The following is an 11789-nucleotide window of genomic DNA, read 5'->3' on the forward strand; positions in this document are numbered from 1 at the left end:
CGCACGGCGCAGGTGCGTCCCAACAGCGCACCCGCGCCGTTGCCGCGCCGCCGCTGCCGGATCCGCGCAGCACCATCGGGGCATCCTCCCGGGCAGCTACGCTCGGTCGGTGTGACGACGTCGAACTCCCTGACCCTGCCCACCGATGCCGGCGCGCCCTCCTGGCTGCAGGACCGCGCCACGCACGACCTGGCCCGTGCGCGAGGCCTGGTCGGTGACCTCAAGGCCGCCACCGGCCTCGATGCCACCGAGGTGATGCGCAGGTGGAACGAGGTCGAACGGACCATCTCCACGCTGGCCTCGATCGCCTCGGTGTTCAGTGAGATGCACACCTCCGAGCAGGCCCGCACCAAAGGGGACGACACCCTGCAGGACGTGGAGCGCCTCACTACCGAACTGGAACTGGACACCGACCTGTTCGCCGTCTTCGAGCGCCTCGACCCCTCCGGCCTGGACCGGTTGGCTGCGCGGCTGCACGCCAAGGTGCTGCAGGACTTCCGCCGGGCTGGCGTGGACCGGGACGAAGCCACCCGGCAGCGCCTGCGTGAGATCTCCGAGCGCCTGGTGGTGATCAGCCAGGACTTCAGCAGGAACATCCGCCAGGACGTGCGCTCCATCCGGCTCAGCCCCGACCGCCTGGCCGGCCTGCCACAGGACTGGATCGATACCCACCCCGCCGGTACGGACGGGCTGGTGCAGGTCACCACCGACTACCCCGACGTCATCCCGTTCGCCACCTTCGCCCACGACGCCGGCGCCCGCCGGGAACTGCGGATCGAGTTCCTGAACCGGGGCTGGCCGGCGGGCGATGAACTGCTGCAGGAACTGTTCGCCCTGCGCGCCGAGTACGCCCGCCTGGTGGGCTACGCCAACTGGGCCGACTACGACGCCGAGGTGAAGATGATCGGCTCCGGCACGGCGATCAAGGAGTTCATCGACTCCATCGCGGCTGCGGCCACCGAGTCCGGCGAACGGGACCGAGAGGTGCTGCTGGACCGGCTGCGCCAGGACCGGCCGGAGGCCACCACGATCGATGCGGCTGACCTGACCTACTACACCGAACTGGTCCGCAAGGAACGCTTCGGGGTGGACTCGGGGCAGGTGCGCACGTACTTCGACTTCACGCGCGTACGCCAGGGGCTGCTGGAGGTCACCGGCCGGTTGTTCGGTCTCGTCTACCGGCCGGTCCAGGTGCCGGTCTGGCACGAGGACGTGGCGGTGTACGACGTGTACCCGCGGCAGGACGCTGCGGACCCTGCCGACGGGAGTCCCGACGACGGCGGCACCGGACGTGCCGACGACGCCGCCTCGGCGGGCGGGCAGCAAGGCCGTCCGGGCGAAGAGACACCCGGGCAGTCGTTGGGCCGGATCTACCTGGACCTGCACCCCCGGGAGGGCAAGTTCAAGCACGCCGCCCAGTTCGACCTCGTGCCGGGCGTGGCCGGGGTGCAGTTGCCCGAGGGGGTGCTCGCCTGCAACTTCTCCCGCGGTTTGATGGAGCACGACGACGTGGTGACCCTCTTCCACGAGTTCGGCCACCTGCTGCACCACGTGCTCGCCGGGCGCGGTGAGTGGCTGCGATTCTCCGGGGTGGCCACCGAGTGGGACTTCGTGGAGGCCCCCAGTCAGATGCTCGAGGAATGGGCCTGGGATGCCGAGGTGCTCGCCACCTTCGCGGTGAACGCCGAGGGTGATCCCATCCCGGCGGACCTGGTGGCCAGGATGCGCCGGGCCGATGACTTCGGCAAGGGCTTCGACGCGCGCACTCAGATGTTCTACGCGGCGATGTCCTACGACTTCCACGTCAATCAGGTGGCGGACCTGACCGCCCGGACCGCGCAGTTGCAGGAGCAGTACTCGTTGTTCCCCTACATCCCCGGGACCCACCTGGCCGCGGCGTTCGGGCACCTGGACGGGTACTCCTCCGGTTACTACACCTACATGTGGTCGCTCGTGATCGCCAAGGACCTGTTCTCGGCGTTCGAGCGGGAGGACATGTTCGCCCCTGAGATCGCCCATCGGTACCGGGAGACGGTGCTGGTGCCCGGCGGCAGCAGGGACGCGGCGGATCTGGTGGCCGACTTCCTCGGCCGGCCCTACTCCTTCGACGCCTTCGCCGCCTGGCTGGCGCAGTAGCACCACCGTCGGGCCGTGCTCCTGGGGCCGGGGTCGCGCACCCGGCGATACGCCGGCTGCGCCGACGCCATCGGCGGGCCCACAGGCTCGGCGCGCGAGCCCGGGTGTCGGAGCCGATGGGTAGAGTTCCGGGCATGCCCCCTGCGACAAGATCCGCCTTCCGTTGCAGCGAATGCGGTTGGACGACCAGCAAGTGGGTCGGGAGATGCGGGGAGTGCCAAGCCTGGGGCACCGTGATCGAGGCCGGGGCCGAACAGGGCGGCCCCCGTACCAAAGCCGCCGCCAGCGTGCGCACCCCAGCGCTGCCGATCGAGCAGGTGGACTCCCAACGTGCCCGGTTCCGCTCCACCGGCGTCAGTGAGTTCGACCGGGTGCTCGGCGGTGGACTGGTTCCCGGAGCGGTGGTGCTGCTGGCCGGGGAGCCCGGTGTGGGCAAGTCCACCCTGGTCCTCGATACCGCCGCCCGAACCGCCCGTGCGGGCGCCACGGTGCTGTACATCACCGGGGAGGAGTCAGCCAGCCAGGTGCGGCTGCGCGCCGAACGCATCGGCGCCCTGGAACCGTCACTGCTGCTGGCCGCCGAGACCGACCTCGGTTCGGTGCTGGCCCACATCGGCAAGACCACCCCCGACCTGGTGATCGTGGACTCGGTCCAGACGATCTCCTCGGACCAGGTGGAGTCCAGCGCCGGCTCGGTGACCCAGGTTCGCGAGGTGGCCTCCGCCCTGATCGCTGTGGCCAAACGTGCCGCGGTGCCGGTGGTCCTCGTCGGGCACGTGACCAAGGACGGCTCGATCGCCGGACCGCGCGTGCTGGAGCACCTGGTGGACGTGGTCTGCCAGTTCGAGGGAGACAAGCACGCCCAACTGCGGATGGTGCGGGCGCTGAAGAATCGGTACGGGCCCACCGATGAGGTCGGGTGCTTCACCCTGACCGAGTCCGGCATCCACTCCTTGCCCGATCCCAGCGGGTTGTTCCTGTCCGGGGCCCGCCAACCGGTGCCGGGTACGTGCGTGACCGTGACCCTGGACGGGCGGCGCCCGATGCCGATCGAGATCCAGGCCCTGGTCGCCCCCACACCCAACCCGCACGCCCGGCGGACCACCTCCGGCGTGGACTCCTCCCGGCTCGCGATGACCCTGGCGGTGCTGCAGGCACGGTGCGGGCTGGCCACCACCAACACCGATGTGTACGTGTCCACCGTGGGGGGCTCCCGCGCGGTGGAGCCGGCCGCGGACCTGGCCATCGCGCTGGCGGTCTCCAGCGCCGTGCAGGAGATGCCCACCACCGCCGGCATGATCGCGGTGGGCGAGGTGGGCCTGGCCGGTGAACTGCGTGCGGCGACCGGCACCGAGCGGCGCCTGGGCGAGGCGCACCGACTCGGCTTCCACACCGCGATCGTGCCCCGCCCCCGTCCGGGGTCCGAACCGGTGCGAGGGCCGGCCGGGATGCAGGTGTTGCAGGCACCCGACCTCGCCGAGGCGATCGAGCTGGCCCGCCCGCGTCCGCGCCCGGTGCGCTGAACGCCCTGTCCACGCCCTGAGCACCGGCACCACCGGCGCCATCGCGACCGTGGTCAGCCTCTACACTGTGCAGCACCGCGCCAGCCGCGGTACGGCGGTGCGACAACGTGGCGTCGCCGTCGATATCAGCCGATCTGCGAGAGGTGCTACGTGGCCGGTACGGCACTGCCCGCGCTGATGCGCGAGACCTTGCGCGCGGTCGCCCCGGGCACCGAACTACGGGACGGGTTGGAGCGGGTGCTGCGCGGACGCACCGGAGCCCTGATCGTCTTCGGCTACGACGACGTGGTCGCCGGGATGTGTTCGGGTGGGTTCGAACTCGATGTGCCCTTCTCCTCCACCCGGTTACGCGAACTGGCCAAGATGGACGGCGCGATCGTGGTGGACCAGTACGCCGGACGGATCCTGCGCGCGGCCGTGCAGTTGCTGCCCGACTCCACCATCGAGACCACCGAGTCCGGAACCCGGCACCGCACCGCCGAACGCGCGGCCAAGCAGACCGGGTTCCCGGTGATCTCGGTGTCGCAGTCGATGCACATCGTGGCCGTGTACGTGGGCGATCAACGCTACGTCCTGGAGGACTCCGACGTCATCCTGTCCCGGGCGAACCAGGCCCTGGCCACGCTCGAGCGGTACAAGGCCCGGCTCGATGAGGTCTCCGGGACTCTCTCGGCCCTGGAGATCGAGGACCTGGTCACCGTCCGCGACGTGGCGGCGGTGGTGCAACGGCTGGAGATGGTCCGCCGGATCTCGGCGGAGATCTCCGACTACGTGGTGGAACTCGGCACCAACGGGCGCCTGCTGGCACTGCAGTTCGACGAACTGATCTCCGGCGTGGGTCCGGACCTGGAACTTGTGGTGCGCGATTACCTGGACGACCGCAGCGCCCGCAGTCTCGACGATGTGCTGGATGACCTGACCGACCTGGACTCCACCGAGCTGATCGACCTGGTCCAGATCTCGCGGGTGCTCGGCCTGGGCGGGCGCAAGGGCGAGTCGCTGGATTCGGCGATCGCCCCGCGCGGGCACCGGATGCTGACCCGGGTGCCGCGGCTGCCCCCCTCGGTGATCGAGGCCCTGGTTCGCCACTTCGGATCGCTGCAGCGGATGCTCTCGGCCACGATCGATGACCTCGAGGTGGTCGAAGGTGTGGGGTCACAACGGGCCCGGACCGTTCGTGAGGGGTTGTCCCGGCAGGCCGAGTCCTCCCTGCTGGAGCGATTCGTCTGACCCGGGCTCATCCGGCCCGGGTCAGACGGATCGGCCGGTCAGGTCAGTTCCAGGACCGCCCCGGTCCGCGCGGGGCCATCGCTGCCGGACACCGACACAGTGATCCGGTAGGTGCCTGCCTGCGCCGCGGCATCGGAGCCGCACCGCTGCCCGTTCCAGGTCACCGTGTGCCCCACACGGGCATCGATGTCCAACAGCAGGTCCCGGGTGCCCTCCCCGCGGGGACACTCGTCGGTGGTCCAGATCTCGTCATCACCTGAGGTGACGTCGATCTGCATCGCGTGGTGACCCAGATCCACCAGGCACGGCACCGGACCGGTGTTGGCCACCGACACCGAGATCGGTAACGCATCCCCGGCCGGGTGGCGCGACCCACCCACGTCCAGTTCCACGCTGATGGCATCGCTGCGGCACTGGACCGGGTTGGCCAGGGCGTCCTCGTCCGGCTCCTCGGTGTCGCTGCTGGCGGGGGCCGGTCCGCTACCGGCTTCGGTGTCGCCGTCGTCGCCGGTATCACCGGCTTCGTCCTCGCGCTCGCCCGTGCCGCCGTCGGCCACGGGCTGCTCCTGGGCGGCTTCGCTCCGGCCGTCCATGAAGGAGGCCCACGCCTCGCGACCCACCGTGAACCACACCACGGCGGCCACGATCAACCCGAGCACGGCAAGTAACACATAGAACCGCCAACGATTCGGGTTGCGCCGGCGATCGCCCGTCCGTCCCGGTCCACGGCGTTGACTCGGACCGGTGCGTGACGACGTCGGACGCCGCGAGCCGGGGCCGGGGCGCTGACGTTTCGTCGCGCTGCCGGTCCCGGATGCGGGTCGTGTGCTGCGGGCCATCGGCGATCATGCTAAGCCGGGCCGTCACCACCCGGGCGGAGCCGCAGCGGCGTGGGCTCAGACCAGGATCGCCCAGAGGATGAGCAGCACCACGATCACCACGATCACGCCGACCACCCCGCCGAGAATGCTGCCACCGCGGCGGCGGCGGTACCCGTGCTGATGTCCGTAACCGCGGTTGCGGTGCGAACGGCCGTAGGAGCGCCTGCCTCGGGGCGTGGACCGTCCGAAGGACGCACTGCTGGAACTGCGCCTGGCGGCACTGCGGCCGCGCGAGCCGGCGCCGCCCAGGCCCCCGCCGCTACTTCTGCGGGCGCCGAAGGTACCCGATGAACTCGACCGCGGCGAGGTACGCGATCGACCCGAACTGGACGACCTCGACCGACCCCTGCTGGGGCGGGAGGCCCCCGAACGCGACCTGGTCGATCGGGACCGGCTCGACGAGGCTCGCCCGCTGGTACGGCGTCCTCCCATACCGCGACCTCTGGATCTGGCCATGCGAGCATCGTGACACAACCGCGGCGATGGGACGATGGGCAGATGGGCCCCTCACCGTTGCATCAGGTGCTGCTCGACTGGTTCAGCGAGCACGGCCGCGACCTGCCCTGGCGCGGGCCGGACGTCAGCGCGTGGGGCGTGCTGGTCAGCGAGATCATGCTGCAACAGACCCCGGTGGCCCGGGTCCTGCCGCGCTGGGTGGAGTGGATGGACCGTTGGCCCGCCCCGGCCGACCTGGCCGCCGCACCGAGCGCGGCGGTCCTGCGCGCCTGGGACCGATTGGGTTATCCGCGCCGGGCGCTGCGACTGCAGCGGGCGGCCGGGGCCATCGTCGAAGAGCACGACGGCGTGGTCCCCGCCTCCGAAGCGGAACTGCGATCGTTGCCGGGCGTGGGTGAGTACACCGCGGCGGCCGTGGCCGCCTTCGCGCACCGGCGCCGCGCGGTGGTGCTGGACACGAACGTGCGCAGGGTTCTGGAGCGCCTGGTCGGTGCGGGCGCGCTGCCGGCACCCGCCCTCACCAACGCCGAACGCCGGCGTGCGGCCGACCTGCTCCCGGCCGAGGCGGACAGGTCCGCCCGCTGGAACGCCGCACTGATGGAGTTGGGTGCGCTGGTGTGCACCGCCCGGGCCCCGCGCTGCGGGGACTGCCCGGTGCGGGACCGGTGCCTCTGGTTGGCAGCGGGTCGACCGCAGGACCGCCACGCCCACCGACGTCGCCGGCAGGCGTGGGCCGGCACCGACCGCCAGGTGCGGGGTCGGATCATGGCCGCCCTGCGGGCCAGTGAGGGGGTGGTACCGGTCCACGACCTGGTGCCCCTGTGGCCGGAAACCACCCAGTTCGAGCGGGCCCTGGCCGGGTTGGTCCGGGACGGACTCGCCGAGCAGGGCCCCGGTGGCTATCGCCTCCCCGGCGCATACGGGCCCGCAGTCAGCCGGGCGGCAACGCCGAACACCATCGAGTCATCGGATACGCGAACCTCGGTCATGGCGCCGGATGCCACCGCGGAACGGACCTCGGGGAACGGCCGTCCCGGATCCGGCGGACCGAACGGCTAGGCTCAGGAGCCGTGAACAGCCAGACCCCGGACCCACCCGGGCCGGAGGAGCCGATGCCCGCCGACGTTGTCATCGCCCGAGCGGTCAAGGCCCATACCCGGGCCCTGTTGGCGGTGCTGGCGGTTCCGCTGGTACTGGCCGGGCTGGGTGCGGCCGCACTGAGCATGGCCGGCCCGTACGGTCAGGACCCGCCGGCGGTGGCCGGGGTGAGCATGATCGCCCAGGGCCAGGTCCTGGGCGTGATCGCAGGGGTCCTGGTGGGCAGAGGGCTGTTCGCCCTGCTGTCCGGTGCTGGCACTCCCGGAAGTTCGGACTCGCGGCGAGCAGCGGGTTCGGGCCAACCTGTCAAGGTGCTCACCCGCACCATCCAGAACCTGGCCACGATGATCAAGGTGATCGGTGCCGCGGCGGTGCTGGGCGTCGTGGTGTGGGCCCTCATCGACGTCTCCGCCCTGGCCGGGGCGATCGTGGGCGCGATCCTGGTGGCCCAGGTGGGGGTGGTGGTGGCACTGGTGCGCGTGGGTATCCTGCACCGGGCGCTCAGCACGTTGCCCCAGCACCGCAGCACCTGAGGCACCGGCCGCTACGGGTGCAGCGTCGTCGTCGGACCTCGCTCCGTCGTCGGGCCCCGCTGGCGCGGTCTCGCTGAGCGTCGGCGTCCGGCTCCACGATGTCGCCGGCGGCACGCTCCGGCGGCAGCCGCACGCTTCGGTCACCGACCGATCCGGGGTCACAGGTTGCGCAACATCCTGGTGTTGCCCAGGGTGTTCGGTTTCACCCGGGCCAGGTCCAGGAACTCAGCGACTCCGTCATCGCGAGAGCGCAGGATCTCGGTGAACACCTCCGGCTCCACCACCGCCCCGGCCACCGGCTCGAACCCGTGCTCGCGGAAGAAGTCCACTTCGAAGGTCAGGCAGAAGACCCGCGTCAGGCCCAGTTCACGGGCCCGCTCCAGCAACCGCTCCAGCAGGGTGTGCCCGATGCCGGTCTTGAGCAGTTGCTCATCGACCGCCAGAGTGCGCACCTCCCCGAGGTCCTCCCACATCACGTGCAGCGCTCCGCAACCCACCAGCGCATCGTCGGTCTCCGCGACGAAGAACTCCTGCACGGACTCGTAGTAGTCCACCAGGTCCTTGGCCAACAGGATGCGTTGCTGGGCGTAGGGCTCCACGAGTCGCTTGATGGCCCGGACGTCGGCCGGTAGCGCGGGACGGATCTGGATCATGGAGTCGCTCACGCCCCTACTCTGCCCGTTCCGTAGCGTCCGGCGCGACCGGTGGTGCTGTTCGCGGCGGTCCGGGCCTCGGTACTGTGGGCTTCTCGAGCGAAAGGTAGGTTCATGGCCGAGCACGTCCTCGCAATCGATCAGGGCACCACCAGCACCCGCGCGATCGTCTTCGACCACAGCGGCCGGATCGTGGCCGGCGGCCAACTCGAACACCAGCAGATCCTGCCTCGCGCCGGCTGGGTGGAGCACGACCCGAACGAGATCCTGCACAACACCGGCGAGGTCATCGCGCAGGCCCTGGCCAAGGCCGACCTGCGCGCGAACGACCTCGCCGCGGTGGGCATCACCAACCAGCGCGAGACCGTGGTGGTCTGGGACAAGCACACCGGCGAACCCGTGCACAACGCCATCGTCTGGCAGGACACGCGTACCCAGCGGATCGTGGACGAGCTCGGCGGAGCCCAGGGGCCGGGCCGGTACCGGGAGACCACCGGTCTGCCGTTGGCGACGTACTTCTCCGGGCCGAAGGTGAAGTGGATCCTGGACAACGTCGACGGCACCCGCGCCCGGGCGGAGGCCGGTGATCTCCTCTTCGGCAACACCGACTCCTGGCTGCTCTGGAACATGACCGGTGGCGCCTCCGGTGGGCTGCACGTCACCGACGTCACCAACGCCTCACGCACGCTGCTGATGGACCTGCACACCCTGGAGTGGGACGGTGACGTCGCAGCGGAGATGGGCATCCCGACCTCGATGCTGCCCCGGATCCGGTCCTCCGCCGAGGTCTACGGCACCGGTCATGACGACTCCGGGGTGCCAGGGGTCCCGATCGCCGGGATCCTCGGTGACCAGCAGGCGGCCACCTTCGGGCAGGCGTGCTTCGAGACCGGCGACGCCAAGAACACCTACGGCACCGGCAACTTCATGCTGTTGAACACCGGGGCAGAGGCCATCAGTTCCGAGAACGGCCTGCTCACCACGGTGGCCTACCGCATCGGTGACAACGCCCCGGTGTACGCACTGGAGGGTTCCATCGCGGTGACCGGATCTCTGGTGCAGTGGCTGCGCGACAACCTGGGGTTGATCGAGACCGCCGCAGAGGTGGAGGAGTTGGCCGCCACCGTCCCCGACAACGGCGGGGCCTACTTCGTTCCGGCCTTCTCCGGGCTGTTCGCCCCGTACTGGCGCCCCGACGCCCGCGGTGCCCTGGTGGGCCTGACCAGGTACGTGGGCAAGGGCCACCTGGCCCGGGCCACGCTGGAGTCCACCGCCTACCAGACCCGCGAGGTGCTGGAGGCGATGAACGCCGACTCCGGGGTGGAACTGACCGAGTTGCGGGTGGACGGCGGCATGGTCGGCAACGAGATGCTGATGCAGTTCCAGGCCGACATCCTGGGTGTGGACGTGGTGCGGCCCCAGGTTTCGGAGACCACCGCCCTGGGCGCGGCCTCCGCCGCCGGGATCGCGGTGGGCTTCTGGTCCGGTGAGCAGGACGTGATCGACAACTGGGCCGAGGGACGGCGCTGGAGCCCCACTCTGGACGCCGATGAGCGCGAGCGTCTGTACCGGAACTGGAAGAAGGCGGTCACTCGCACCTTCGACTGGGTGGATGAGGACACCGGCGATGACTGAGCAACGGCAGGAGTCGCGGTGGCTGGACACCTCCGGTGCACACGTGCGGGTGCTGCCGCCAGCGCTGTTCGGGGTGCCGCTGGCTCTGGCCGCGCTGATGCACCGGCGCCGACCGCTGCCGGCTCGGCGCGGGGGCGTCGGTTCGCCCCGAGCGAGCCGTCGGGAGCGGTTCGCCGGCGCGCTACTGGCCGCAGCCGGCCTGGGTTTGATGCTGTCGGCTTTCTGGACGATGCGGCGCCATCACACCACCGTGGTGCCCTGGGCACGCGTCGATGAACTGGTCACCTCCGGGCCCTACGCGCACGTGCGCAACCCGATATACGCCGCTGACCTCCTCATCTACCTGGGCGTGAGCCTGCGGCTCGGATCGCTGTGGCCGCTGCTCGCGCTCCCCGCCGTGCTGGGAGCACTGCGGCGCTGGGTGATCGAGCCGGAGGAGACCTACCTGAGCCAGAGGTTCGGAAGGCGATACACCCGTTACCGCGACGCCGTGCCGGCTCTGGTGCCCGCGTGCGTGAGCCACGACAGCAGGTAGGTCGCGCGGCCGGCGCAGTCAGGTCAGACCGGCACCGGCCCCGTGGAAGCACGGAGCACTGCCGCCGAGCCGAGCACCGAGGTCCGGACCGGGGCGCCGGGATCGGCGATCCGGTCGAACAGCAGTTCTGCCGCAGTGGTCCCGATCCGGTCCAGGTCTGCGGTGACCGTGGTCAGGGCAGGGCGGGACATCCCGGCCTGTAAGGCGTCGTCGCACCCGGCCACGCTGAGCCGCTCGGGAACGGCGATTCCGGCGTCCTCCAGGCCGGTGAGCAGGCCCCAGGCGATCAGGTCGTCGTAGGCGATCACCGCCGTCACCTGCTGGGCCAGCACGTACTCGGTGGCGGCCCGTCCCGCCGCGAAGTTGGGGGCCATCGGTTCGCTCTCCTGTAGGCGCACACCCAGACGCTCGGCCGCCTGGCGCACCGCGGCCACCCGGCGCTCGCCCGCCCAGGACTGACGCGGGCCGTGTAGGTACAGCACGTCCCGGTGACCCAGCTCGGCCAGGTGGGTCAGGATCTGGTCGGTGCCCACCCCGGAGTCCACCGCGATCGCGTCCACGCCCTCCACCACCCGGCCGGCCAGCACCGTGGGCCGGATCTGGACGAACTCCAGGATCTCGTCGTCGGGCAGCCGGGAAGCCACCAGCACCACCCCGTCCACCAGTTGACTCATCCGACGCACCAGCTCCCGCTCGGCGTTGGCATCCTCGCGCGAGTCCGCCAGCAGCACGCCCAGCCCGCGCTCCTGGGCGTACTGCTCGATACCGGCCAGGATCGGGGTGAAGAAGCCGTTGGTGACATCGGGTAGCACCACACCGACGGTGTCGAGCCGGCCGGTGACCAGGCCCCGGGCCGCCTGCGAGGGCCGGTAGTCCAGCTCTGCAGCCGCAGTCAGGACCCGCTCGCGGGTTGCGGCGCTCACCCGGTCCTGGTTGTTCAGCGAGCGCGACACGGTCGCGATGGAGACCCCGGCCCGACGGGCCACCTCCCGGATCGTGACCACGTCCCCTCCAGTCCTGCGTCTACTCGCCACGCGCGCTCCCGGCACCCCCGATGGACACGAGTCTTCCGGCGGCCACCACCGAGACAGGTGGCAGTGGGCATGGGC

11 protein-coding genes are annotated in these 11789 nt (G+C 70.8%); 8 read left to right on the forward strand and 3 right to left on the reverse strand.

What is annotated here, in order from left to right; translation table 11 throughout:
- The first annotated feature begins 111 nt into the window (after positions 1-111).
- The 3 genes from ACPL7H_RS08540 (at position 112) to disA (ending at position 4889) form a co-directional block, all read left to right on the forward strand.
- On the forward strand, positions 112-2136 hold the full coding sequence (locus tag ACPL7H_RS08540; RefSeq protein WP_424796528.1) for a M3 family metallopeptidase: 2025 nt from the start codon (positions 112-114) through the stop codon (positions 2134-2136).
- A gap of 134 nt (positions 2137-2270) precedes the next feature.
- A complete protein-coding gene (gene radA / locus ACPL7H_RS08545; protein WP_424796529.1) occupies positions 2271-3659 on the forward strand; it encodes a DNA repair protein RadA in 1389 nt (462 codons plus the stop codon).
- 177 nt (positions 3660-3836) lie between these two features.
- Positions 3837-4889, forward strand: coding sequence for a DNA integrity scanning diadenylate cyclase DisA (disA, locus tag ACPL7H_RS08550; protein WP_424786653.1), 1053 nt, complete (start codon positions 3837-3839; stop codon positions 4887-4889).
- A gap of 38 nt (positions 4890-4927) precedes the next feature.
- On the opposite strand, the gene ACPL7H_RS08555 is transcribed toward disA, so the two are convergent.
- Entirely contained in the window at positions 4928-5548 is a 621-nt protein-coding gene (locus ACPL7H_RS08555; RefSeq protein WP_424796530.1) for a hypothetical protein, read from the reverse strand.
- A gap of 397 nt (positions 5549-5945) precedes the next feature.
- On the opposite strand from ACPL7H_RS08555, the gene ACPL7H_RS08560 reads away from it, so the two are divergent.
- The 3 genes from ACPL7H_RS08560 to ACPL7H_RS08570 are packed head-to-tail and all read left to right on the forward strand — an operon-like array spanning position 5946 to position 7857.
- A complete protein-coding gene (locus ACPL7H_RS08560; protein WP_424796531.1) occupies positions 5946-6239 on the forward strand; it encodes a hypothetical protein in 294 nt (97 codons plus the stop codon).
- A 29-nt stretch (positions 6240-6268) separates the two neighbouring features.
- A complete protein-coding gene (locus tag ACPL7H_RS08565) occupies positions 6269-7285 on the forward strand; it encodes an A/G-specific adenine glycosylase (RefSeq protein ID WP_424796532.1) in 1017 nt (338 codons plus the stop codon).
- An 11-nt stretch (positions 7286-7296) separates the two neighbouring features.
- Positions 7297-7857, forward strand: a complete 561-nt coding sequence (locus tag ACPL7H_RS08570) for a hypothetical protein (protein ID WP_424796533.1) — start codon at positions 7297-7299, stop codon at positions 7855-7857.
- A gap of 158 nt (positions 7858-8015) precedes the next feature.
- Here ACPL7H_RS08570 and ACPL7H_RS08575 read toward each other — a convergent pair whose 3' ends face one another.
- Positions 8016-8510: an amino-acid N-acetyltransferase gene (locus ACPL7H_RS08575; protein WP_424796657.1), complete on the reverse strand. Its 495-nt coding sequence runs from the start codon at positions 8508-8510 to the stop codon at positions 8016-8018.
- 114 nt (positions 8511-8624) lie between these two features.
- On the opposite strand from ACPL7H_RS08575, the gene glpK reads away from it, so the two are divergent.
- Together glpK and ACPL7H_RS08585 are read left to right on the forward strand one after the other, a co-directional pair.
- A complete protein-coding gene (glpK, locus tag ACPL7H_RS08580) occupies positions 8625-10145 on the forward strand; it encodes a glycerol kinase GlpK (RefSeq protein ID WP_424796534.1) in 1521 nt (506 codons plus the stop codon).
- Positions 10138-10680: a methyltransferase family protein gene (locus ACPL7H_RS08585; protein WP_424796535.1), complete on the forward strand. Its 543-nt coding sequence runs from the start codon at positions 10138-10140 to the stop codon at positions 10678-10680. Before glpK ends, ACPL7H_RS08585 begins: the two co-directional genes overlap by 8 nt.
- Before the next feature lie 23 nt (positions 10681-10703).
- Here the strand turns inward: ACPL7H_RS08585 and ACPL7H_RS08590 are convergent, their stop codons facing one another.
- Complete coding sequence (locus ACPL7H_RS08590) at positions 10704-11684, reverse strand: LacI family DNA-binding transcriptional regulator (RefSeq protein ID WP_424796536.1); 981 nt, start codon at positions 11682-11684, stop codon at positions 10704-10706.
- Between the last annotated feature and the right edge of the window lie 105 nt (positions 11685-11789).

The sequence above is a fragment of the Pseudactinotalea sp. Z1732 genome (assembly GCF_049724975.1).
Lineage (GTDB): Bacteria > Actinomycetota > Actinomycetes > Actinomycetales > Beutenbergiaceae > CALKWS01.

What these genes read in the sequence shown, in the direction of transcription:
- disA (WP_424786653.1), top strand. Translation starts at nt 3,837, where the DNA reads ATGCGCGAGACCTTGCGCGCGGTCGCCCCGGGCACCGAACTACGGGAC.
- glpK (WP_424796534.1), top strand. Translation starts at nt 8,625, where the DNA reads ATGGCCGAGCACGTCCTCGCAATCGATCAGGGCACCACCAGCACCCGC.
- radA (WP_424796529.1), top strand. Translation starts at nt 2,271, where the DNA reads ATGCCCCCTGCGACAAGATCCGCCTTCCGTTGCAGCGAATGCGGTTGG.
- ACPL7H_RS08585 (WP_424796535.1), top strand. Translation starts at nt 10,138, where the DNA reads ATGACTGAGCAACGGCAGGAGTCGCGGTGGCTGGACACCTCCGGTGCA.
- ACPL7H_RS08565 (WP_424796532.1), top strand. Translation starts at nt 6,269, where the DNA reads ATGGGCCCCTCACCGTTGCATCAGGTGCTGCTCGACTGGTTCAGCGAG.
- ACPL7H_RS08575 (WP_424796657.1), bottom strand. Translation starts at nt 8,510, where the DNA reads ATGATCCAGATCCGTCCCGCGCTACCGGCCGACGTCCGGGCCATCAAG.